The sequence below is a fragment of the Halorubrum salsamenti genome (assembly GCF_007671685.1).
GTDB lineage: Archaea > Halobacteriota > Halobacteria > Halobacteriales > Haloferacaceae > Halorubrum > Halorubrum salsamenti.
Genome location: NZ_VCNL01000005.1, coordinates 98307 through 119701 on the forward strand (window position 1 = coordinate 98307; position 21395 = coordinate 119701).

Here is a 21395-nt window from a genome sequence, read left to right on the forward strand (position 1 = left end):
GCGGACTCACAAGGAGGAAGCCCACGGCTTCAGCCGTGGGAGGAATCCGACTCCGCCCACACCGCGCGTTCGAGGAGGACGGGACCGAGGTAGAAGGCGACACCGAGCGCCGACAGCGCGACCAGCGCGGCGTACGTCTCCGCGGTCTGGAGGCGTTGCGCGGTCACGAACACGCGGTAGCCGATACCGGCCCTGAGAGTGACGAACTCGGCGACGACGGCGCCGACGATAGACAGCGTCGCCGCGAGCTTGAGGCCGGCGAACACGCTCGGCGCGGCCGCGGGGACGCGCACCCGGAGGAACACGGACGGTTTCGACGCGTCGACGGAGCGCGCGAGCGCGAGGTATCGATCGGGCGTCGACCGGAGCCCGTCCAGCGTCGCAACGGTCATCGGGAACAGCGTCAGCGTCGCGACCAGCGCCGCGCGGGCGGGGATCCCTCGGCCGAACCAGAGGAAGACGAGCGGCGCGACCGCGATCAGCGGCGCGACCCGGAGCGCGATGACGTACGGTAACGCGATCCGAGCCGCCGTCCGAGAGTAGGTCATCGCGAACGCCAGCACGCCGCCGACGACGCAACCGGCCAGCAGGCCCGTCGCCGCGGTCGCGCCCGTCACGGCGGCGTCGGCGAGCAGCGTCGCGCCGCGGGCGACGAGTGCGTCGGCGACCGCGGCGGGCGTCGGCAGAATGATCGCCGGGATCGCGAGCGCGACGACGGTCGCGTGCCACGCGAGGACGAGCGCCACCAACAACAGCAGCGGCGGGACGACGGGCGTCGCCGCCGCGAGGGCCTGAGTCCGTATCCGACGTTCCCGACGCTTCCAGTTCGGGACGCCGGAGAGCGTCTGCGACTCGCGCGATCGCTCGGGTTCGGCCATCGCTCACGGCACCCCGCTCGCGGGGCCGCCGCTCGTCGTCCGCCCGTCGACCGGGCGGAACGTGGCGGGGATCACTGGTCGACGAGGTCGGCGTAATCGCCGATGTGCTCGTCGTCGGTGTCCAGGTACTCGTTCGTCCAGACCGCGTCGGGGTCGACCGACCCGTCGAAGAAGTCCCCGGCGTCCAGCGTCTCGTAAGTCTGCCGCCACGGCTCCGGATCGCTCCACCCCCATCCCTCCTCGCGGACCGTCTCGGAGACCATGTACTCGGAGCGCATCAGGTCCCACTTTGCGCGTTGGTTCTCCCGGACCTCCGACAGTTCGCTCTGAGCGTCCACGAGCGCGTCGATCGCCCCCTCCGGATTCCGGTCGGCCCACACCGCCCCCCGCGCGGTCGCTCGGAGGAACGCGGCCACGGTCTCCGGGTTCTCCTCGGCGAACGACTCCCCGACGGTGAGCAGGTGACCGTACGACGGGACGGCGTCGTGTACCGACAGCACGTCGATCTCGGCGCCCTGGTGGCGCGCGTCGACGACGTCGCCGAAGACGCCGCCCGCGGCGTCGATCTCCCCGTTGAGGAGCTGTTGGACCGTGTCGAACCCGGTATCGACGTATTCGACGTCAGTGACACCGGTGGCCTCGAAATACCCGCGCATCATCTGTCGGACCATCCCGGGTCCGCTCCCCACGGTCGCGCCCGACAGCTGCGACGGGTCCGTCAGTTCCTCGCCGAACCGCTCCCGCGACGAGAAGACGACGACGGGGCTCCGCTGCATCACGATCCCGACGGCCAGCGGCGAGAGGTCCCCGTCGTTGACACCGAGGATCTGATCGCTGCTGGAGACGCCGAACTCGGTGTTGCCGAGCGCGACCTGCTGGGCCGAGAAATCGGACCCGTCGCCGCTCTCGATCGCGACCGACTCGAACCCCTCGTCCTCGTAAAATCCCTGCGACTGCGCGGCGAAGTACGGCGCGTGAAGTCCGCTTATCCGCCAGTTGAGCAGTAGCGACGGGTTCTCGACGGCGAGGGCGTTGTCCTCGCCGCCGTCGTCGCTGTCGCTGCCGCCGCCGTCGCTATCGCTGCCGCCGTCGCTGCCGTTAGTGGTGTCGCCGCCGTCGTCGCCGTCCCCGTTCCCCCCGCCGTCGTCGCCGTCGCCACTGAAGCGGCCGGTACACCCCGATACCGCGGCCGTTCCGAGGGTGGCGAGGATCGCTCGCCTGGATCGGATCATCTCGTTTGACATCATGTGAACGCCAATACATAATGGTTTTCCGTAATCATTTATCAGTGCCCGGATTCGACGGCCCTGTGATTGAGTTTCGCGGGTCGGGCGGCCCGGTACGTGGATCGCGTGAGACCGCGGTCAGCGTCCCTCATCGGGCCGGTTCGATGTCGACTCGGCGGTTCGGTCTGCCTCCGTCTCGGCGGGGCGATCTCCCGCTGACCCGTCGGCCGGTTCCTCCTCGGACTCGCTCGGAGCGATCTCGTCGAGCGCCCGATCGAAGTGGTCGCCGGTGATCCGGATCCCGTCGACGTCGCGGTCGTGGTCGCGCACGTACTCTCGGATCGCCGCGGCCGCGGCCTCGCGACAGACCGCCTCGATGTCGGCGCCTACGTACCCCTCCGTTCGGTCGACGAGGGCCTCGATGTCGACGTCGTCGGCGAGCGGTCGATCGCGACAGTGAACCGAGAAGATCTCCCGCCGCGCCGCTGCATCCGGTCGGGGTACGCGGAGGTGCCGCTCTATCCGACCGGCCCGCAACAGCGCGTCGTCGATCAGGTCCTTCCGGTTGGTCGTGGCGACGACGACGACGTCCTCCATCTCTTCCAATCCGTCGAGCTCGGTGAGCAACTGCGAGACGACGCGCTCGCCGACGTTCGCGTCGGTCGATCCGCCGCGCTCGGCCGCGATCGCATCGATCTCGTCGAAGAAGACGATCGTCGGCGCGTTCTGTCTGGCTTTCGAGAACACCTCGCGAACCCCCTTCTCGGACTCGCCGACGTACTTGTCCAGCAGCTCGGGACCCTTCACCGAGACGAAGTTCGACCGGCTCTCGTTGGCGACCGCCTTCGCGAGCAGCGTCTTCCCCGTCCCGGGCGGGCCGTACAGGAGGATCCCGCGGTCGGGAGCGAGCGAGACCCGCTCGAACGCCTCGGGGTGTTCGAGCGGCCACTGCACCGTCTCGCGGAGCCGCTCTTTCACCGCTGTGAGCCCCCCTACGTCGTCCCAAGTGATATCCGGGACCTCGACGCTGATCGCTCGGAGCGCCGACGGCTCGACCTCCCGCAGGGCCGCCCGGAAGTCGTCGTCGGTGACCGCGACCGACGCGGTGACCTCCGGGGGTGCGGTCTCCGGGTCGTCGGCGAGATCGGGCCATACGCGGCGGAGCGCGTTCATCGATGCCTCCGTCACCAGGCTCTCCAAGTCCGCCCCCACGAACCCGTGGGTGTTCCCCGCGTAGGCGTCGAGGTCGACTCCGTCGCTCACACGGAGCTCCCGCGTGTGGACCTCGAGAATCTCCTCGCGGCCGTCGCGATCGGGAACGCCGATCTCGATCTCTCGATCGAACCGGCCGGGCCGCCTGAGCGCCGGATCGATCGCGTCGACCTCGTTCGTCGTCCCGACCACCATCACGGGGTCCCGCTCGTCCAAGTCGTCGAGCAGCGAGAGCAGCTGTCCGACGAGGCGACCGCCTTCCTCCCCGCCGCGGGATCGGTCGCCGGCGATGGCGTCGAGTTCGTCGAGGATCAGAAGCGACGGCGCTTCCGCCGTCGCTTCCGCGAAGGCGTCACGGAGACGCTCCTCGCTTTCCCCTCGGTACTTCGAGGTCACTTCGGGGGCGCGGATCCGTACGACGTGGGCGTCCAGTTCGTTCGCCACGGCGTTCGAGAGGAGCGTCTTTCCCGCGCCCGGTGGCCCGTGTAACAGCACGCCGGTCGGTGGATTGGCACCGAGCTGTCGGAACAGCGACGGGTTCCGCATGGGCATCTCGACCGTCTCCCGGATCCGCCGTACTGCGGAGTCGAGACCGCCGATATCGTCGTACGTCGCGTGCCCTTCCGGCCCCGCCGCCGGGAGTTCGACGTCCGTCGCGGGCTCCTCGGACACCCTCAACCGCGTCCCCTCCCGCACGACGACTGGGCCGGACGGGTTCGTCTCCACGACCTTCACGGGCACCGTGCGCTCCGGCGTCCCGGGGACGGACTCGAGGCCGAGGGCGACCGGAACGACCTGTCCGGCCGCCAGGATCCGGTCGACGAGCGCGTCGCGGAAGGTAAACCCGAGCGCGTCGTCGATGTCGACCGCGTCCGGCAGCGCGACGACCGCCTCGTCCGCGTCGCGCGCGGCGGCGAGTCGGACCGCGACGGTGTCGTCGACGCCGGCACCGAGGGACTGCCGCATCCAGTGGGTCACCCGAACGAGTCCGCCGTCGTCGGGTGCGGCGGGCCAGGCTCTCGCGGCGACCGATCCCCGCGGTCCCTCGAGGACGACGACATCGCCCTGACTCGCCCCGAGGGACCCCATCGTGTCCGAGTCGACTCGGACCACGCTGTCGTCGTCGTTCGCGTCGCCCCGCACCGACGCGACGCGGAGGGTCGCCTCCGACTTTCGGTCGTGGTTCGTTGGCATGGTTGTTTCCGTTGGGACGACGACGGGAAGCGTAATGAAACCGTGGGACGCCACCGCGACCGTAGGGACCTACCGGCCCCGAAATTCCGGCTCCGGGCGGTTCGACCGGGCGATCGAGACCGCCGCTCCAACCGTACGTTGAAGAGAACCGCGCACGTGGGACTCGGCATGACGCGTCAAAACGCGCGCTGTGCGGACTGCGGCTCGTGGTTCCCGCGGTCGCGTGCCGAGACGGGGGGTACGACCGCACTCGAATGTCCGATCTGCGGCTCCGGTCTCGTTCAGGGGAACCCCACCGACGGAGTGCGCATCGACCGGAACAACGCACGGTGCGAGGCGTGCGGTGCGGAGTTCCCCCGACGGGAGAGTATCACTGACACGAAGGGCGTCCTCGAATGTCCCGCGTGCGGGTCAGCCGGCGATGTCGTCCTGATCGAGGAGTAACACGGGAGAACCGACGACTCACGGCTAAATCGGGGAAGGGTGGGGAGAGCGACCCCCGGGCCGATGCCGGTAACGAACCGAGGGCCGACGTCGGTGACCGGTTCGGAACGCAACCGTGATCCCCGTCGTCGACCCAATTGGTGTTGGCACGACTACCGCCGCGCGCCACCATCGACTCGACCATATTGATATTAATTCGGTATCATGTTTGTGCGAATACCGCGGAGACGACCGGAGTCCCCCGAACACATTCCAGAATATCGATAGTTATCTGGCGGCCAGATTTCAATTACACCTATAGGGATGTAATCTCTGTTCGGGCATCGAAATAGTGGCTCCGGATACATAACTAACATCCCTTATATTATATATTATTTATAATATATATTATGTATGTCCGGTATGGCTGCCAAAAATATAAGATATTAGGTATTAAACGCCGACGTTCCGAACGTTACGGCGGAGCGGTCACGTATCTGGCTCCGCCGAACCCGGACGCTGCCGAGTTTCGGAAGTCGATTTGTAGCTCTCGAGTCACTCGTCGTGGCCGGTGATCGTCCCGTCGCGTCCCGCGATCGGTACCACTCCTTGACGCGGGGCGAAATCTCCGCCGACGCTTATCGGAGCGATGACCGACTGTGACGTCGATCGCGCAATCATGTCACATTGTTATAATAATTATTATATGGTTCAAAGTACCACACAATACTGCGGGTACATGGTGTCTCCGCACCACGATACCACTATGACGAGACCACAGATCACGATCGACGGCCGAGACGAACTCACTGATACGCTCGGAATCAGTCGGTCGGATGTCGGCGAGAGACCTACGTTATCGGAGCTCAGACGAACAGTCGAGACGGAAACAGATCCGGAGTTCGCCTCGATGGGCGAGGCGATCCGCGACGACCTTTCGGGGGAGCTCGACGCCGAACTGCTCGCGTCGGAGCTCGCGGCGTTCGAAGAGCAGATCGCTCGGCTCCCAGAGATCCGTGATGCGGGGATTCCGGACGGAGAGAAAGAGCCGGAGGCGCTGTATCGTGAGGTCATCCAGCCCGCGTGGCGCCTCTACGATCACCTCGTCGAGACCGGGTTCTTCGAGAGCCTCGAGGAGCGACTCCCGCGGTTCACGCCGGACCACATCGAGCGAACGGCACACGAGCTGGTTCGACTCGACGCGTTGGGCGACGAACTCGGAGATCTCGGGTTCGATGAGCGAGAGAGGACAGTGCTCGTGATGAACGTGGTGAACAACAACACTCGCCTCGCTCGGTGGGTCCCGACGAAAGAGATCCCGAGCGACGTGGAGTTCGATGTCGAACACGTCCCACCGCTCCATAAGCGCGCTATGGGCGGGGCGTTGCTGTGGATCAACTCCATGGACGTCCACCTCTGGCAGAAGGAGGTGCTCGTTACCGAGGAGATCCTCGACGACGGCTACTGGGACGTGAAAGCGATGCTCGCCGGCGTGGATCTGATCGCGCGGGCGGCGCTCGACATCGCCGAAGGAGGAGCGATGAGCGACTCCCAGCTGGTAGCCGCGCTGACCGGCGGTGCCGCGATCGCGATCGTCAATCAAGAGGAGATATGTAAGGACGTGTACTGGATCACGGAAGAGATGCGCGCTCCGAGTCCGGCACGTTAGGAGGTTCAACAATGGCAATAGAAGAAGACAGAGCGGTCAAGGCCGCACAGGACACGGTCGTACGTGAGACAGATCAGGGGTATCGAGTGCTCGGATCGCCCGAGGAGTCCGTTACCCACCAGCACGACACCGATCGCATTCCGCGCAAGGATATCACCGAGGAGGACATCATCGACTCGGCGGACGATCCGGAGGCGTGGCTCACGTACGGCGGGAACTACGAACAGCACCGCTGCACCACCGCGGACGTGATCACTCCCGAAAACGTCGGCGACCTCGAGCTCGAGTACGAGCTCCACGTCGGCGCGGAGTCCAGCATGGAGGGCACGCCGCTGGTGGTCCCCGGCGATCCGCCGGTGATGTACCAGTCGAACGGACCGAACCACGTCAAGGCGATCGACACGCGGTCGGGCGACGTGCTGTGGAGCTACACGTACGCGGTACCGTCGGACGTCGTTCTCTGCTGTGACGACAACAACCGCGGCGTGGCGATCCTCGACGACAAGGTGTTCATGACGACGCTCGACTCGGGCGTCGTCGCGCTCAACCGATACACCGGCGAGGAAGAGTGGTACACGGGCACGGCCGACCACGAGTCCGGATACTCCGCGACGTGGGCGCCGGTGGTGTACGACGGCAAGGTGTTCACCGGCAGCGCCGGCGGCGAGTACGGCGTCCGCGGCTTCCACGTCGCGCTCGACGCCGAGACCGGCGACGAGGTGTGGCGCACGATGACGTCGCCCGACGAGGAGTGGGTCGGCGACAGCATCGAGCAATCGTGTGCGACCAACTGGATGACGGCGACGATCGACACCGAAAACGAGAAGCTGTACATGCCGGTCGGGAACCCCGGCCCCGACTTCGACGGCTCCGTCCGACCGGGACCGAACCGGAACAGCGCGGGAACGCTCTGTCTCGACATGCAGACCGGCGAGCGCGAGTGGTTCCACCAGGAGTCTCCCCACGACGTGTGGGACTACGACTCCGCGGCGCCCCGGCTGCTCATCCCTGACTTCGAGATGGAGCACCGCGACTTCGAGGGCGACGCCGTCGTCTCCTTCGGAAAGACCGCGTGGGGCTACACGCTCGACGCGGACACCGGCGAGCTCCTCAACCGGAGCGAGCCGGGGGTTCAGCAGCTGAACATGTTCCGGATGATCCCGCACATCGACGAGGGCCGGCGGATGCCGTTCATGCCCGGCGCGATGGGCGGTAACGACTGGCAGCCGCCCGCGTACAACCCCGAGCTCGGCCTCGCGTACTTCAAGATGAACAACTCGCCCCAGGAGGCCTGGTGGCGGTTCGAGGAGTACGAAGAGGGCAAGAAGTACTGGGGCGGTATCCTCGAAGACGAGATCGACCAGCCTCCGGAGGGGTACAACGACCACATCAGCGCCGTCGGCGCTATCGATCCGGAGACCGGACAGCTCGTCTGGCGCGACTGGATCGACAGCGACGCCTACATCTGGGGCGGGCTGTTGACCACCGAGAGCGGCGTCGTCTTCGGCGGGACCCAGAACGGCGACGTCATCGCCTGGGACGGCGAGACCGGCGACCGTCTTTGGGAGTACTCCACGGGTGAGACGGCCATCTCCGGCAGCCCGATGAGCTGGTACGACCCCGAGACAGAGAAGCAGTACGTGGCCATTCAGGTCGGCGGCAGCGGCTGGCTCCGCCGCGGCACCGCCGGCCGCGACGACCGGCTCTGCGTGTTCTCGCTCGAGGCGTAATCCGCTCGCCGCCCATCATTTTTCGACGCACATCGACGGCCCCGTCGGAGCGCCGCCGCCGCGACTCCCTCGCGGGAGCGTCCCCTGCGTCGGAGCGACGGACGATTCACGCCGGCGTCGCGACGAGGACGACGTACGGCTCGCCGCCGTCGCGTCGCGGGACGCGCTCGACGGTCCGGATGGCGAGGCCGGCGTCGGCGACGCGGGTCCGCCAGTACCGCTCCGGGGAGACGTCGACGGCGTCCGGAACGATCGGGAGTTCGAGGATCCCGACCGCACCGTCGGCCCGGCAGACCCGGCGGAGCTCTTCGAGCGCGGCGCCGTGGCGCTCGGCGGGGAGGTCGTGAAGCACGCGACACGCCGTGACGACGTCGAACGAGTCCGGCACGAACGGAGCGGCGCCGGCGTCGCCGCGGACCGGTTCGACCGCCACCCCCGCCTGCCGAGCGTTCCGTCGAGCGAGCCGGGGACCGTTACCGAGAATCACCCTGTCGTCGAAGACGTCGCTCCCGACGACCGTCGCCGATCCGGGGAGCCGGGGGGCCAGCCCGGCGAGGGACCGTCCGGTCCCGCAGCCGACGTCGAGGACGCGACCCGCGTCGGCGAGCGGCAGATTCCGGGCGAGCGCATCGTACTTGTACCGCTCGAGACTCCACGGCGGCGGCGACGCCAACGTCGAGAGCGTGCGGGCCGCGCGGGTCCCTCCGATCCCGACTGCGACGGCGGCGAGGACCCGGCTCGCCCGCCCGGACCGTCGCCGTACCAGGGCGATCCCGGCGATCGCGACGACGAGCCCCTCGCCGAGCGCTCGGACCCGACGCCGCCAGTGATACAGTCCGAACCAGTACATCGCGCGTCTTCTTGGTGCAGTCGCCACCCTCGACGACGTCGACCGGCGGGGTTCGGGCGGCGAGAGTTAGGCCGCGTCGATCCCCCCGCCCTCCGTGCGCTCGGTGAACTCTACCTCGAGTTCGAGTTCGCGCTCCCGCCGGGAGGAGAATTCGACTTCCACCTCGATCGGCTCCGCGAACGCGAAGGGGATCTCCCAGTCGTCTCCGCTGATCGTGAGCTCATCGCCGTCCTCGAGCGAGTCTGCCACCGACCGGAGGAACGCGGCCGTTTCGGATGCCGAGAGGTACACTTCCCGCTCGAAGAACCCGTCGGAAACCGTTCTTTTGTCGCTCTCTTCGGACTCCGGAAACTCCACATCGTCGGCCATACGTTCACGATACGCGTCTGCAATCTTATGTCTTGTGACCGTCTGACACGCTCGCCTCGGATTGGGGCCTTGGGGAACGTTGATTATCTCTCGTACGGATCGAGTTGGTATGGCACGGATCCCGACTACCTGCCCCGAGTGCGGCGTCGAGTGGTACCGCGGCGGAACCGCTTCGTCCCGAAAGCACCACCGGAAGGTCGACGAGGACAGCTGGCAGTGCACCGAGTGTCACGCCGTCGTGCCCGAACCGTCGGCGGCCCACGACTGACGCCGTGGGCTTCCGCCGCGAGTCGGGTCCCGATCGGTACCCCCTAAGAAACGCTTTTGTGTCCTTGTACTGAGACGTAGACGATGTCGTTGATCGAAGCGCTGGGAAACGCACAACGGCTCCGGATCATCCAGCAGCTGTCGGACGGACCGATGTACGTCACGGAGCTGGCCGACGCCGTCGGAATGAACGGTAAATCGGCGGTACACCACCTCTCGGTGCTGGAGGACGAGGACCTCGTCGATCACTTCTGGGACGGTAATCGGAAGTACTACCGACTGATCCGGACGGTCGAACTCGACATCTCCCCGCCGCCGGAGCGCCGATTCATCCTGCAGCGCGGCGCGGAGCGAGCGACGGAACCGGTCGGCGACGAGTGACCCGCCGCAGCGCCACCAAAATTTAAGCCCCGTTGTGTCAATTGTCACCGTATGGCTACGTTGCCTAACACGCCGGATCCGGAACCGGAGGAGACCGAGGACCCGACCGTCGTCGCCGGACTCGAGGCGGACGACGAGCCAGCAGCGGACGACGAGACGGAGCGAGACGGTGAGGTGGCAGGCGACGCGAACGTCGAGCCGGGCTCGAACGGAGCGATCGAGCGCCAGATCGAGACGCTGATCGACGAGCGCGTCGCCGAGATCGAACGGGACATCGAGGCGCTCGAGGCCGAACTGGAGGAGCTGGACAACTTCGCTCGGATCAGCCTCGGTGAACGGTACTCACAGCGGATCGAACAGAACGTCTCGGAGCTCTCGGACTCCCTCACGGGGTTCGCGGAGCGGAACTTCCAGAAGCTCAACAGCGTCGAGGGTCGAGTCGACGAGATGTCGCTGGTGTTGACTGCGGTGCTCGAGGCGCTCGACGAGGAGGACATCGACGTCGACTTCTCCGAGGTCAGACGCATGCAGGAGGCGGGGGTCGTCGAGCAGGCCCCGGCCGAGCGACTGGAGGCCGCGAGTCGCGACGAGTGAGGACCGTCGGCACCGTTCCGGCGGCGCCGGCGCCCAGTCAGACCTCGCGCTCGCCGATGACGCGGTCCTGCAGGTAGTCGAGGTGTTTCGCGCTGTGGATCAGGCGGACGTGGTCCGTCGTGGGCTTGCTCTGACAGGTCAGCCGGATCCCCCGCTCTTCGACCTCCTCGTCGGTGATGATGAGATTCATTTCCATCTCCAACTCGCCGTCGACGAGGATCCCGGCGCAGTTCGCGCACGACGCGGCGCGACAGGAGAAGGGCCACTCGAATCCGTTGTCCTCGGCGGCGTCGAGGATCTTTCGGTTCCTGCTCACCTCCATCGTGCCGTACTCTTCCTCGTCTAGGTCGGCGGCGGCCGCTTTCTCGAAGAGGTCGTCGTCGTCGATCCCCCAGTCGTTCGCGTCGACGACCTCGTAGTCGAGGTACTCGACGGTCGACACCTCCGTCTCGCCTCCCTCGAAGTCGGGATCCTTGGCCGCGTCGCTTCCGATCTTGATGTTCGGGAGGCTGGAGTCCTCGGCCATACATCCGTGATACCACCCCACGTACCTAAACGTCACGGCAAGAACTCCCGGACACGACGGATGTCGCCGGCACAGAGACCGCCCCCGACGCGCCGACGAGACGCGCAGAAAAAGTTACAATCCCGGGAGACGCACCCTTCGACTGCGTATGAGCGACACCAACGACTACCTGATCCTGCGCGAACTGCCCGAGCCGATAACCGAGGACGAACTGGACGCCGCCGCCGAGGCGTCCGGCGAGACGCTTTCCGAACTCCGCGATGAGGGGGTCGACATCCGGTGGGTCGACTCCGAGGTGATGACCGACGGAGACGGCGGTATCGTCGGCACGTTCTGTCACTACCAGGCCGAAAGCGAGGACGCCGTGCGCGAGCACGCGGAGCGCGCCGGGCTCCCGGCGACGAAGGTGACTCGACGCGGCGAACCGCTGTCCGGTGAGTGAACACGGGCGGGCCTCCCGCCACGAACGGACGCGCGACCAGATGACGCACCACGACCGGATCGCCGTGCTCGCCCACGACCGGTTCCCGGACGACGCGCGGGCGGCGATCGAACTCGTTCGGTACGGGCGCCCGGAGGTCGTCGCCGTGATCGACACGGCCAGGCGGTCCCCCGTCACCTCACAGCTCGTCCGGACGCTCCCGCAGATCCCGATCGTGCGGCAGTTCGACGACGTCGACGAGCCGGTCGACGCGCTGTACGTCGGGATCGACCTCGCCCGAGACGGTCCGATCGCCGACCTGTCGGAGCCGGTGCGCCGGGACGTGCGCGCCGCGCTCGCGGTCGGCAGCGACGTGGTCGTCTCCCAGGCGGGGTTCCCCGTCGACGCTCCCGAGTTCGAGCGGCTGACGGCCGACGGCGACGGGCGAATCGTCGACGTCGGCGCGCCGCCGCCGGATCGGCCGAGAGAGGCCGGCCGCGCCGCCGAGATCGGCGCAGAGGTCCTGCTCACGGTCGGGACCGATCGGTACGTCGGAGCCTCTTCGACGGCCTTCGAACTCGTCGCCGCGGCCCGAGAGCGGGGGATCGACGCGGCGCTCGTACCGATGAGCCACGTCGGCGCCTTACTTGAGGGGCCGGGGGTTTCGCTCGGCCGCGTCCCGACCGGACGGGTCCACGACGTGGTCGACGGGCTGGTCCGCGAACGCGGCGAGCGCCACGACCTGCTCGTCGTCGAGGGGCAAGGAGCCATCTGTCATCCGGGGTCCTCCGGACAGATCTGCGGGCTCCTCCACGGCGCGAGACCGGACGGTCTCGTCCTCTGTCACTCGGCCGGCCGCGAACTCATGCACGGGTACGACGTCGACCTGCCGTCGATCCCGGCCCACGTCGACCTGTACGAGCGTCTCGCCGCGCCGGTCGCACCGACGACCGTGATCGCGGGGGCGCTCAACACGATGAACGTCGCGACGCCCTCGGCGGCGCGCGGGGCGATCGCCGACTTCGCCGAGCGGCTCGGCGCGCCGGCGACCGACCCCCTTCGATTCGACGCGGACGCGCTCCTTGACGCGGTCGACCTCGACTGAGGACGCCGGGCGTCGCCGTCGCTCACCCGCGTTCGTCGCGCGCGACGGTAGAAAAAACGGCTGACGGTGACCGCGGCGCGGTCGCGGTCAGTCGTCGGCGGGGGCCGCGGAGTCGCCGGCGGAGACGCCGGTGCCGGGACCGACCTCGATCCCGAGTTCCTCGAGCTTCTCGTCGGGAACGACGCCGTCGACCCACCCGCGGGTCTCGTAGTACTCGGCCTTCATCTCGTCGAGTTCGCAGAGTTCGCCCTCGCTACCCCCCTGTCCGGGGATGGCGTCCGGGTGTCCCTCGACGAAGCGCCCGGGGAGGTCGTCGTCCTCGGCGTCGAAGCCGGCGAGGTTGTTGAAGTAGCGCTCGAGGTTGTACACCCGCTCGCCGGCCTCGAACAGCTCGTCCTCGGTGACGTCGCGGCCGGTCATGCCGCTGTACTGGAGCACGTACTCCTCGATCCCCTCCGCGAAGGCGTTGAACTTGCAGATGTCGAACGAGTCCGAGATCGCGTGCAGGTCTTGGAAGGTGGCGGTGAGCTCGCCCTTGCCCTCCCACTCGTACGGGTCGACCTTCTCCGGGATCCCGAGGATCTCGGCCGCCGGCGTGTAGGCCCGGAGGTGACAGGCGCCCCGGTTGGAGGTCGCGTACGCGATCCCCATCCCCTTCATGCAGCGCGGGTCGTACGCCGGGATCGACTGCCCCTTAACGGCCAGCGAGTTGTCGTGTGCGTCCTTCGCGTCGGCGACGCGGTCCGCTCCCTCCGCGAGGAGGTCGCCGAGGTCCGAGGAGCGGTAGCCGATCTCGTCGATGAGGTCGATCATCGTCTCGGAGTCGCCCCAGTCGAGGTGGCCGACGCCGTCGAGCTTGCCCTCCTCGCTCATCTCCATCGCCATCGCCATCATGTTTCCGACCTCGATCGTGTCGACGCCCACCTGGTTGCAGCGCTGGATCATCAGCGCGATCTCGTCGCGGTGGGTGTGTCCCGAGTTCGGCCCGAGCGCGAACGCGGACTCGTACTCGTACGACTCCATGTGGACGTTCATGTCCTCGCCTTTGTGCTGGAGCTGGACCTCGACCTCCTTCTTGCACGCCACCGGACAGGAGTGACAGGTCGGGTCGTTGACGAGGATGTTCTCCTCCACGTTCTCGCCGGAGACGCGCTCGGCGTCGATGTCGGCCCCCTCGGCGTCGCCGTACGCCCTCGTGGAGGTGTACTTCGCGTTCTTCGTCGGGAGCCCGTCCATCTCCTCGGTCGCGTTCATCAGGACGTTCGTCCCGTACACGGAGAGCCCGCCCTCGTTGGGCGCGGTGACCTCCGACTCCTGAATGACGCCCATCGCCTGCTGGTACCCCTCCTGGAACGTCTCGGGGTCGGCCGGCTTCGGCATGTCGGTACCGCTCTTCACGACGACGGCCTTCACGTTCTTCGCGCCCATCACGGCGCCCGTGCCGCCCCGGCCAGAGGCGCGGTCGTCCTCGTTCATCACGCAGGCGTATCGGACGCCGTTCTCGCCGCCCGGTCCGATCGTCATCACGGAGAGGTTCTTGCCGACGGACCCGTCGACCTCCTCGCCGAGCATGTCGATCGCGTCGTGCGTCTCCTTCCCCCAGAGGTGGGAGGCGTCGCGGATCTCGACCTCGCCGTCCTCGACGAACAGGTAGACGGGGTCGTCGCTCGCGCCGTCGAGCAGGATCCCGTCGAGTCCGGCCCACTTGAGCCGCGCGCCGGACCAGCCGCCGTGGTGCGAGTCCGTCACCGTTCCCGTCAGCGGCGACTTCGTCACCAAGGCGATCCGGCCGCTCATTACGGTCTGGGTCCCCGTGAGCGGGCCCGTCATGATCGAGAGCCGGTTTTCCGGTCCCAGCGGGTCGACGTCCGGCCCGGCCTCGAAGAGATACTTCACCCCGAGTCCGCGCGCGCCGATGTACTTCTCCGCGTCCTCCTCGTCGATGCCCTCGTAGCTGACGTCGCCGTCGCCGAGATCGACCTGTGCCACTCGGTCCCTGTAGCCGCCCATTTCAGTCATGGCAGTGTTCAACATTAGTGTTTGAGCTTCTGTGTGTTAATTATTGCCATTATTGACCCGCCTATCGGATCGCGAATCGGTCATACGCCCTACGTTTATCACCGTTGACCGGTATCCCTGGATATGGGTGACCGGAACGCCGTCGTTGACCGACTCCGCCGGCCGGAGTACACGGGCGAGAATCGATGTCTGCCGTGCACGGTGCTGAACGTCGCGCTCGCCGTCGTCGCCGCGGTCGCGGTCACGGCTGTCGGTCTCGCCGCGGGCGGATCTCGCGGCGTCGCGACCGGCGTCGGCGGCACCGTATTCGCCGTCGCTCTGGCCGCGATCGCGCTGCGCGGCTACCTGATCCCGGGGACGCCCGCGATCACGCGTCGATACTTTCCCGACCGAGTTCTCGACGCGTTCGGTAAGGCGGACACCGACCGCCCCGTCCTCGAATCGGTCGACGACGAGGCGGTCGTGACGACGCTGTCGCGGGCGGGTGTGCTGGCCGAGAACGACGGCGCCGTCGTTCTCGCCGACGGGTTTCGAACCGCCGTCCGCGACAGGGTCGGGCCGGGTGATCCGGACGCGGAAGACGTCCGTGTGGCGCTGCGCGCGGACGACGTCAGGCCGCTGGGGTCGGCGTCGTTCGAGGTCGACGGCGAGGGGATCCACCGCTGGGTCTCGACCGAGGCGGTCGCCGTGGACACGGCGCTCGCCGCCGAACTCGACGACCGTCTCGACGGATGGGGCGGCCTCGACCGCGACGACCGACGCGACGTGCTGACCGGCCTCCGGCTGCGCGTCGACCGCTGTCCCGCGTGCGACTCCCCCACGGAGACGACGGTCGAACGGCTCGACCACTGCTGCCGTCGCCCGCACGTCGCCGTCCGGTCGGCGTGTCGGGAGTGCGACACCCTGCTCGGGGACCACGTGGTGCCCGCGTCTGCCGCGGACACGTGGATCGAACGCGTGGACGGTACCGAGCCGCCCGATCGGACCGCGTCGCCGTCGCCCTGACCCGAGCGACGGAGCTCGTCGACGTCCGCCTCCGGATCGGACGGCTGTGCCTTCTCCGAGTCAGCTGTTCGAGAGGGGAAACGCCGTTCAGCAGCGTCACACTCCACGGGATTTCTCACCCTCGCCGGTACTCCTCGGAACCGCTATTTACTCCGGCTGTGGTCAGTCGCTGGTGACCGCTTCGAATTCGCCGGCGTTTGTGACCTCGATACCACCTGAGAGTTCTGTGTTGGGGTACGGCATGTCGATCCCTTCGCTATCGAAGCGGTGCTTGACCGCCTCGACGAATTGTGCACGTATTGCCCCGTAGCTACTCTCGTTCGGATCGATCCAGATCCGCCCTTGGAGCACCACAGCCGAATCACCCAGTCCTGTGACCGGTGCCGTAGGTGCAGGCTCCTCAAGAACGCCGTCGATCTGCGTCCCCTCATCGATAATGGCATCTCGCGCTTGGCCGGTGTCATCGTCGTACCCGATACCGAAATCAACCGACACCCGGCGCTGATCGTTCGCCACGTTATTGATCACCGCTGCACTCGCGAGATCGCTGTTCGGCACGGTGACCAGTTGGTTGTCGAACGTGTCCAGTTTCGTCACCCGCAGTTGGATGTCTCGAACCACGCCGCTGTTTCCGTTCCATTCGATCCAGTCACCAACCGTGAACGGTTCATCCTGAATGATGAACACGCCGGCAACGAAGTTGGCGATGAGATCTTGGGCCGCGAAGCCGACGGCGAGCGCGAGCGCACCGGCGAGGGTCGCGAACGCAGCCAGGACGACGCCGAAGCCAGCAACTGTGGCGGCTAGCGCTACTGCCACGACGGCGATGACCACAACTGTCGTGCTTACCATGAGGCCGACGAGCGTCTCATCGAAGTCCCGACGCCTGAGACTGTGTTCCACCGCTCGGGTTAGGAAATACTTCCCGAGCAGATAGATGATCACGAACACGACGATGAATAACACAACCGTCGTGACCGCACTGACAAGCGGTGGGACGTACTGTTGTGGATCGAGAGCGACTCCTTGTATGGGTGTTACCATACACCATATGTTACTCCGGCAATATTTAAAGACACACCATGACTGGAGTACCGACGCGGGACCGGAGCTGAGGCCGGTAATTGGCGTACGTTTCCGACGAGGATTTCGAGTTTCGGATGGCGCACTTGCAGTACCGCGACGGTGAGTGGTATCTCCACGCCTCAATGCGGAAAGTCGAAGTAGACGAAGAATCATCTGGATCCGAGTCCAAGCACAGAACAGTTCTTGGTGTGGATTTAGGCGTGAACAACCTCGCCGTTGCTTCGACGGGGGGATTCTGGTCGGCAGACGAGTTCAACCACTGGCGTCGGGAGTATGAGAAACGCCGTGCATCACTACAGCAGTGCGGTTCTCGACACGCCCACGAGAACATCGAGAGCGTCGGACAGAAAGAGTACGGACGCTTCGAAATATACCTACACACAGTGGCGAACGAACTCATCGAGGAGGCCATCGAGAACGACTGTTCGCACATCGTGTTCGAGGATTTAACCCACATTCGGGAGAACATTCCCGAGGCGACGTGGCAACACATCTGGGCGTTCCGACGCCTCTACGAATACGTCGAATACAAAGCCAACGAGCACGGCGTCGACGTCGTACAGGTTGACCCACGCAATACATCGAAGCGATGTTCGACATGTGGGTTTACCCACCCGGACAATCGGTCGGGTGAGACGTTCAGGTGTCAGCAGTGCGGATACGAGAACCATGCCGACTACAACGCTGCGAAGAACATCGGTCTACAGTATCTCCGTCATCGGCAAAACGCAGACGATGGAGGCGCACCCGTAGATGTGCGCTTGAATCGCGGGACACTGAACGTGAGTGGGGAGTACATACCCCCTGCCTCGGCTGAGGCATAGAACGGGAGTCCACGCGAAAGCCTCGGGGCTTGACCCCGAGGTGATTTACTCACAGCAACTCGTTGACCTCGTCGATCGAGCGAAGGTCAGCGAGGAGGTTCTGCTCGGCTTCGGTGAGGCTGTCCTCGGCCTGCAGTTCTTTCGCGCGCTTCAGTTTCGAGAAGTTGTCGTAAGACTCCATCGTGTCGAGGAGGAAATCCACGGCTGCTTTCTCGTCAGACTGTCCCTTGCCGTTCAGTTCCGTCATGAGCTTGGCAGCCTTCTGACTGAGTTCCTGTTCGCGCTTTTCGTACTGCTCCCGTGCGAGTTCGAAGACCGCGTAGTTTCCGTCGTAGGAGGCTCCGTCAGCGGTACACACCTGTCTGTCCTCTTGGAGTTCGTAGTCATCCTCCGGTGCCGAGTCATCGAAACAGACGAGATAGCACGGCTGGAGCTGGGGCTGGCGGTCGTCCCGTGGATCCTTCTCGAGTGTGATCCGCCGATCGATGATCGCGTCGTGATCGTTGATGTCGTCGACCAGTTGCAGCAGCTTCTCGCCGCTCATCTTGGGGAGGTCGCCAACGGGCGCGAGTGCCGGCAAGACGATCTCGGTCAGCGGAGCGAGCTCGTCCACCCGCTCAATCAGCCAGGTGGGAACGCCATCGACGTCGTATACCTTCACCTCCAGCGTGAGTCGCTTGTCGCTGAAATCGCGTAACGACAGTAAGACGTCGTAGAGGAAATCGTTCTTCCATCCGAGTTCGACTTCGCGTTCGAGGGCGTGGAGGCGGCAGACCGGGGGTTCACTCCCGAATCGGGTTTTCGTCACCACGATAAGGTCGTTGTTACCGATAAGGGGGAGGTCAACGTCACGGCGCTCGGTGACGTTCAACCCGCGCAGGCGGATGGACAGCGGTGCCGCCTCCTCGAACTCGGCCGACCCGGAGATGTCCGATGTCGGTGCTCGCAGCGAGATACCAGCGTCCGTCTGTAGTGGTGTTCCGAGCCACATACTATAACGGACAACGACGAGTCTAATGAGTGTTCTCTCCGTTTAGCTGATTGAGGCGCTAAGCCCCCTTCCTCAGCGAGCGACCAACGGGAGCGAGCAGGGAGGGGATACAGCGCCGCACAGTTCTCAAACACCTTCGACGCTCGGCTCACAGGCCAACGCTTCACCAAAACTATCATACGTATAACGTGTATACCATGCATTACGGTGAAACGGAAGACAATCACCATCCGGGAGGACCAAGGCGAGTGGATAGAGGACCAACACCTCAACCTCTCGTCGTTCGTTCGAGAGCAGTTGGACGAACTCATCGAGGAACGAGAGTAACGGATGTACTACGCCTACAAGTACCGTCTCAAGCCGTCCGACGCCCACCGTGAGGAGTTGGACCGCCACCGAGACATTTGTAGGCAACTCTACAACCACACGCTCTACCGCCTCAACGAGTACCAAGACGAACACGGCGAACTACCGTCCATGACCACGCTTCGGTCGGAACTCCCCGACCTCAAGAAGTGGTGGGACGGCCTCTCGGACGTGTACTCGAAGGTTCTCCAAACCGTCGTAGAGCGTCTGTTCGACAATCTCAAAGGTCTCTCCGCACTCAAGGAGAATGGCTACGGCGTCGGTCAACTCAAATGGAAGCCACCGCGGGAGTTCCGCAGTTTCACGTACAGTCAGTCTGGCTTCAAGCTCGACAAGAAGGGCGGTCAGGCTGTCCTGTCACTCTCGAAACTCGCGGACATACCGATTCGGCTCCACCGCGCCATTCCCGACGACGCGAACCTCAAGCAGGTCACGGTCAAGAAGGAACCGACGGGCAAGTGGTTCGCCACCTTCGGCGTCCAAATGGCTCGTGAACCACCCGAACCGCCTGAGAAACCCGAGCAGTGCGTCGGTATCGACGTGGGCATACTCAAGTACGCCCACGACACGGACGGCACGGCGGTCGGGTCGCTCGACCTCTCGGACGAACGTGACCGCTTGGAACGCGAGCAACGGAAGCTCTCGCGCAAACAGCATGGGTCGAACAACTGGGAGAAACAACGGCGACGAGTCGCGGAGTGTCACGCCGATCTCCGACGGAAGCGCCGTGACTTCTTACACAAGCTCTCTGCGTACTACGCTCGGGAGTACGACTTTGTGGCGGTTGAAGACTTGAATGTGAAGGGGATGATGGAGTCGCCGTCGAACAGCCGCAACACGGCATCTGCCGCGTGGCGAACGTTCCTCTCGTTGCTCGAATACAAGTGTGAGCGAGAGGGGACGCACTTCGTCGCGGTCAATCCGAGAGGGACGACCAAGGAGTGCGCGGGGTGCGGCGTTTCGACCGACAAGCCGTTGTGGGTCCGTGAACACTCCTGTCCCGCCTGCGGGTTTGAGGCGGACAGGGACGCGAACGCGGCGTGGAACATCCTTTCTCGCGGTCTCGAAGACTTAGGAGTGGGACACTCCGAATCACCGCCTGTGGAGACTGCGCTCTCTGTGGATACGCCTGTATCTGCAAAGCGCGTCGTAGAAACAGGAAGCCCTACCCTCAAGGAGCGAACGGCGCAAGCCGTGAGCGAGTAGGGTAGGGTAGTTCACGCATCAACGCGCACATCAACTACGATCTCGCCTTGGCGCTCTCGGAGATCGGACTGGACCCGGATCGCCCCGACAAGTACGCTGATCACAACCGGATCAACGACATCCTCTACCGGCTGGTGAGCGTCCAGCAGGACTTACTCTCGCAACGGTACGCCCCGGGGCTGTCACGGATTGGGGACCAACTCGGGGAGTTGGACGACTCGATCGTTGGTCTGAACCTCCAAACGGCCAGGGAAATGGCGTGGCAGGTGGCCGTACTCCGGTCCGACGTCAGGTGGATGCTGGTGGAGAAGTACACCCGGTGGATTCTCAGCCGGACTGCGACGGGTGGGGCGTATCTCCTGTTACGGCCGAAGGCGAGTCCGGAAACGATGGCGGTACTGCGAGACATCGAAACGAACGAGTTCGACCTCTCGTCTTTCGCGGAAACATTCCATAACTATACAGAGAGGCCTCCGTGAGTATTGGCGGCCCACCGGTATTGCGGCGCGGAACCGACGACTGGCCGTACCGCTCCGGTCACACCGGAGCTCCATCTATAATCTATATGGACAACGGTTCCAGATTATGGTATCTTCTGGGGCACGCCGGCTACACACGACCTGCTGAATTCATTCTCTGTATCTCGCAAGGCATTCCTACCGAAAGGGGAAGGGGAGTAGACCGGCACTGGTCTGTAAGTCCCTTGTATTGACCGGAATCGGATCAGAACAGGGTGGATCGCCGCCGTCGCCGAGCCCGCCCCCGTACCGTTCGAGCACTTCCGTAACGGTGACTTCGAACGCGTCGTACCACTCCGTCCACCGTCGCTTTGCTCGCCTGTGGTCTGTATCCGCTCCAAACGATTCGAGTCCGTCGAGCGACTCCCAGTAGTAGGCAACGAGAACCTCGTCACTTTCGGGGTTGTTCCACGTACGTTCACCGAGATACCCGTCTGTGTCTTCGGCGGCCGCCTGTATCGTGTCGTTCAATTCGTGGAATTCCTCGTCGTACTCTCCCGGATCAAGACGAAACGTGACGAGATACATCGACACC

21 protein-coding genes and 1 pseudogene are annotated in these 21395 nt (G+C 65.2%); 12 read left to right on the plus strand and 10 right to left on the minus strand.

What is annotated here, in order from left to right; all coding sequences use genetic code 11:
- Positions 1-29 precede the first annotated feature (29 nt).
- The 3 genes from FGL94_RS13765 to FGL94_RS13775 all read right to left on the minus strand — a co-directional run bounded on the left by FGL94_RS13765 (position 30) and on the right by FGL94_RS13775 (position 4510).
- On the minus strand, positions 30-878 hold the full coding sequence (locus FGL94_RS13765; protein ID WP_144926422.1) for an ABC transporter permease: 849 nt from the start codon (positions 876-878) through the stop codon (positions 30-32).
- Positions 879-949: 71 nt separating this feature from the next.
- On the minus strand, positions 950-2110 hold the full coding sequence (locus FGL94_RS13770) for an ABC transporter substrate-binding protein (protein ID WP_144926425.1): 1161 nt from the start codon (positions 2108-2110) through the stop codon (positions 950-952).
- Between the two features lie 132 nt (positions 2111-2242).
- Positions 2243-4510 carry an AAA family ATPase gene (locus FGL94_RS13775; RefSeq protein ID WP_144926428.1) on the minus strand — a complete coding sequence of 756 codons (2268 nt, stop codon included), beginning with the start codon at positions 4508-4510 and terminating at the stop codon, positions 2243-2245.
- 168 nt (positions 4511-4678) lie between these two features.
- Here FGL94_RS13775 and FGL94_RS13780 point away from each other — a divergent pair, with 168 nt between their 5' ends.
- The 3 genes from FGL94_RS13780 to FGL94_RS13790 all read left to right on the plus strand — a co-directional run bounded on the left by FGL94_RS13780 (position 4679) and on the right by FGL94_RS13790 (position 8332).
- On the plus strand, positions 4679-4954 hold the full coding sequence (locus tag FGL94_RS13780) for a hypothetical protein (RefSeq protein ID WP_144926431.1): 276 nt from the start codon (positions 4679-4681) through the stop codon (positions 4952-4954).
- 745 nt (positions 4955-5699) lie between these two features.
- Complete coding sequence (locus FGL94_RS13785; protein ID WP_144926434.1) at positions 5700-6602, plus strand: hypothetical protein; 903 nt, start codon at positions 5700-5702, stop codon at positions 6600-6602.
- 11 nt (positions 6603-6613) lie between these two features.
- Complete coding sequence (locus tag FGL94_RS13790) at positions 6614-8332, plus strand: pyrroloquinoline quinone-dependent dehydrogenase (protein WP_144926437.1); 1719 nt, start codon at positions 6614-6616, stop codon at positions 8330-8332.
- Positions 8333-8438: 106 nt separating this feature from the next.
- On the opposite strand, the gene FGL94_RS13795 is transcribed toward FGL94_RS13790, so the two are convergent.
- Positions 8439-9182: a class I SAM-dependent methyltransferase gene (locus FGL94_RS13795; protein ID WP_144926440.1), complete on the minus strand. Its 744-nt coding sequence runs from the start codon at positions 9180-9182 to the stop codon at positions 8439-8441.
- Positions 9183-9248: 66 nt separating this feature from the next.
- Positions 9249-9551 carry an amphi-Trp domain-containing protein gene (locus FGL94_RS13800; RefSeq protein ID WP_144926443.1) on the minus strand — a complete coding sequence of 101 codons (303 nt, stop codon included), beginning with the start codon at positions 9549-9551 and terminating at the stop codon, positions 9249-9251.
- 109 nt (positions 9552-9660) lie between these two features.
- On the opposite strand from FGL94_RS13800, the gene FGL94_RS18405 reads away from it, so the two are divergent.
- The 3 genes from FGL94_RS18405 to FGL94_RS13810 all read left to right on the plus strand — a co-directional run bounded on the left by FGL94_RS18405 (position 9661) and on the right by FGL94_RS13810 (position 10793).
- Positions 9661-9819: a hypothetical protein gene (locus tag FGL94_RS18405; RefSeq protein WP_186313419.1), complete on the plus strand. Its 159-nt coding sequence runs from the start codon at positions 9661-9663 to the stop codon at positions 9817-9819.
- An 83-nt stretch (positions 9820-9902) separates the two neighbouring features.
- Complete coding sequence (locus tag FGL94_RS13805) at positions 9903-10199, plus strand: ArsR/SmtB family transcription factor (RefSeq protein WP_144926446.1); 297 nt, start codon at positions 9903-9905, stop codon at positions 10197-10199.
- Positions 10200-10250: 51 nt separating this feature from the next.
- Positions 10251-10793 carry a hypothetical protein gene (locus FGL94_RS13810; protein ID WP_206664928.1) on the plus strand — a complete coding sequence of 181 codons (543 nt, stop codon included), beginning with the start codon at positions 10251-10253 and terminating at the stop codon, positions 10791-10793.
- Positions 10794-10830: 37 nt separating this feature from the next.
- On the opposite strand, the gene fer is transcribed toward FGL94_RS13810, so the two are convergent.
- Complete coding sequence (gene fer / locus FGL94_RS13815) at positions 10831-11235, minus strand: ferredoxin Fer (protein WP_144926988.1); 405 nt, start codon at positions 11233-11235, stop codon at positions 10831-10833.
- A gap of 232 nt (positions 11236-11467) precedes the next feature.
- Between fer and FGL94_RS13820 the strand changes: the two genes are divergently transcribed.
- Together FGL94_RS13820 and FGL94_RS13825 are read left to right on the plus strand one after the other, a co-directional pair.
- Positions 11468-11761, plus strand: coding sequence for a DUF4242 domain-containing protein (locus FGL94_RS13820; RefSeq protein ID WP_144926449.1), 294 nt, complete (start codon positions 11468-11470; stop codon positions 11759-11761).
- Positions 11762-11801: 40 nt separating this feature from the next.
- Complete coding sequence (locus tag FGL94_RS13825) at positions 11802-12845, plus strand: DUF1611 domain-containing protein (protein ID WP_144926452.1); 1044 nt, start codon at positions 11802-11804, stop codon at positions 12843-12845.
- 87 nt (positions 12846-12932) lie between these two features.
- Here FGL94_RS13825 and FGL94_RS13830 read toward each other — a convergent pair whose 3' ends face one another.
- The gene (locus tag FGL94_RS13830) at positions 12933-14864 is read right to left on the minus strand and encodes an aldehyde ferredoxin oxidoreductase family protein (protein WP_144926456.1); all 1932 of its coding nucleotides are present in this window, start codon (positions 14862-14864) and stop codon (positions 12933-12935) included.
- Positions 14865-14987: 123 nt separating this feature from the next.
- On the opposite strand from FGL94_RS13830, the gene FGL94_RS13835 reads away from it, so the two are divergent.
- Complete coding sequence (locus FGL94_RS13835; RefSeq protein ID WP_144926459.1) at positions 14988-15869, plus strand: hypothetical protein; 882 nt, start codon at positions 14988-14990, stop codon at positions 15867-15869.
- Between the two features lie 162 nt (positions 15870-16031).
- Here FGL94_RS13835 and FGL94_RS13840 read toward each other — a convergent pair whose 3' ends face one another.
- Entirely contained in the window at positions 16032-16913 is an 882-nt protein-coding gene (locus FGL94_RS13840) for a mechanosensitive ion channel family protein (protein ID WP_144926462.1), read from the minus strand.
- Between the two features lie 86 nt (positions 16914-16999).
- On the opposite strand from FGL94_RS13840, the pseudogene FGL94_RS13845 reads away from it, so the two are divergent.
- Positions 17000-17779: pseudogene (locus tag FGL94_RS13845) on the plus strand (RNA-guided endonuclease InsQ/TnpB family protein); the annotation flags it as partial.
- A gap of 49 nt (positions 17780-17828) precedes the next feature.
- Here FGL94_RS13845 and FGL94_RS13850 read toward each other — a convergent pair.
- The gene (locus FGL94_RS13850) at positions 17829-18770 is read right to left on the minus strand and encodes a hypothetical protein (protein WP_144926465.1); all 942 of its coding nucleotides are present in this window, start codon (positions 18768-18770) and stop codon (positions 17829-17831) included.
- Between the two features lie 330 nt (positions 18771-19100).
- Between FGL94_RS13850 and FGL94_RS13855 the strand changes: the two genes are divergently transcribed.
- Both FGL94_RS13855 and FGL94_RS13860 read left to right on the plus strand, forming a co-directional pair.
- Complete coding sequence (locus FGL94_RS13855) at positions 19101-20342, plus strand: RNA-guided endonuclease InsQ/TnpB family protein (protein ID WP_144926468.1); 1242 nt, start codon at positions 19101-19103, stop codon at positions 20340-20342.
- A gap of 29 nt (positions 20343-20371) precedes the next feature.
- Positions 20372-20821: a DUF5995 family protein gene (locus FGL94_RS13860; protein ID WP_277752633.1), complete on the plus strand. Its 450-nt coding sequence runs from the start codon at positions 20372-20374 to the stop codon at positions 20819-20821.
- A 177-nt stretch (positions 20822-20998) separates the two neighbouring features.
- Here FGL94_RS13860 and FGL94_RS13865 read toward each other — a convergent pair whose 3' ends face one another.
- On the minus strand, positions 20999-21388 hold the full coding sequence (locus FGL94_RS13865) for an antibiotic biosynthesis monooxygenase family protein (RefSeq protein WP_144926474.1): 390 nt from the start codon (positions 21386-21388) through the stop codon (positions 20999-21001).
- Positions 21389-21395 lie beyond the last annotated feature (7 nt).

Excerpts from the sequence above, each read along its gene's own strand:
- FGL94_RS13765 (WP_144926422.1), bottom strand. The coding sequence starts at position 878 with ATGGCCGAACCCGAGCGATCGCGCGAGTCGCAGACGCTCTCCGGCGTC.
- FGL94_RS13770 (WP_144926425.1), bottom strand. The coding sequence starts at position 2,110 with ATGATCCGATCCAGGCGAGCGATCCTCGCCACCCTCGGAACGGCCGCG.
- FGL94_RS13775 (WP_144926428.1), bottom strand. The coding sequence starts at position 4,510 with ATGCCAACGAACCACGACCGAAAGTCGGAGGCGACCCTCCGCGTCGCG.
- FGL94_RS13780 (WP_144926431.1), top strand. The coding sequence starts at position 4,679 with ATGACGCGTCAAAACGCGCGCTGTGCGGACTGCGGCTCGTGGTTCCCG.
- FGL94_RS13785 (WP_144926434.1), top strand. The coding sequence starts at position 5,700 with ATGACGAGACCACAGATCACGATCGACGGCCGAGACGAACTCACTGAT.
- FGL94_RS13790 (WP_144926437.1), top strand. The coding sequence starts at position 6,614 with ATGGCAATAGAAGAAGACAGAGCGGTCAAGGCCGCACAGGACACGGTC.
- FGL94_RS13795 (WP_144926440.1), bottom strand. The coding sequence starts at position 9,182 with ATGTACTGGTTCGGACTGTATCACTGGCGGCGTCGGGTCCGAGCGCTC.
- FGL94_RS13800 (WP_144926443.1), bottom strand. The coding sequence starts at position 9,551 with ATGGCCGACGATGTGGAGTTTCCGGAGTCCGAAGAGAGCGACAAAAGA.
- FGL94_RS18405 (WP_186313419.1), top strand. The coding sequence starts at position 9,661 with ATGGCACGGATCCCGACTACCTGCCCCGAGTGCGGCGTCGAGTGGTAC.
- FGL94_RS13805 (WP_144926446.1), top strand. The coding sequence starts at position 9,903 with ATGTCGTTGATCGAAGCGCTGGGAAACGCACAACGGCTCCGGATCATC.
- FGL94_RS13810 (WP_206664928.1), top strand. The coding sequence starts at position 10,251 with ATGGCTACGTTGCCTAACACGCCGGATCCGGAACCGGAGGAGACCGAG.
- FGL94_RS13820 (WP_144926449.1), top strand. The coding sequence starts at position 11,468 with ATGAGCGACACCAACGACTACCTGATCCTGCGCGAACTGCCCGAGCCG.
- FGL94_RS13825 (WP_144926452.1), top strand. The coding sequence starts at position 11,802 with ATGACGCACCACGACCGGATCGCCGTGCTCGCCCACGACCGGTTCCCG.
- FGL94_RS13830 (WP_144926456.1), bottom strand. The coding sequence starts at position 14,864 with ATGACTGAAATGGGCGGCTACAGGGACCGAGTGGCACAGGTCGATCTC.
- FGL94_RS13835 (WP_144926459.1), top strand. The coding sequence starts at position 14,988 with ATGGGTGACCGGAACGCCGTCGTTGACCGACTCCGCCGGCCGGAGTAC.
- FGL94_RS13840 (WP_144926462.1), bottom strand. The coding sequence starts at position 16,913 with ATGGTAACACCCATACAAGGAGTCGCTCTCGATCCACAACAGTACGTC.
- FGL94_RS13850 (WP_144926465.1), bottom strand. The coding sequence starts at position 18,770 with ATGTGGCTCGGAACACCACTACAGACGGACGCTGGTATCTCGCTGCGA.
- FGL94_RS13855 (WP_144926468.1), top strand. The coding sequence starts at position 19,101 with ATGTACTACGCCTACAAGTACCGTCTCAAGCCGTCCGACGCCCACCGT.
- FGL94_RS13865 (WP_144926474.1), bottom strand. The coding sequence starts at position 21,388 with ATGTATCTCGTCACGTTTCGTCTTGATCCGGGAGAGTACGACGAGGAA.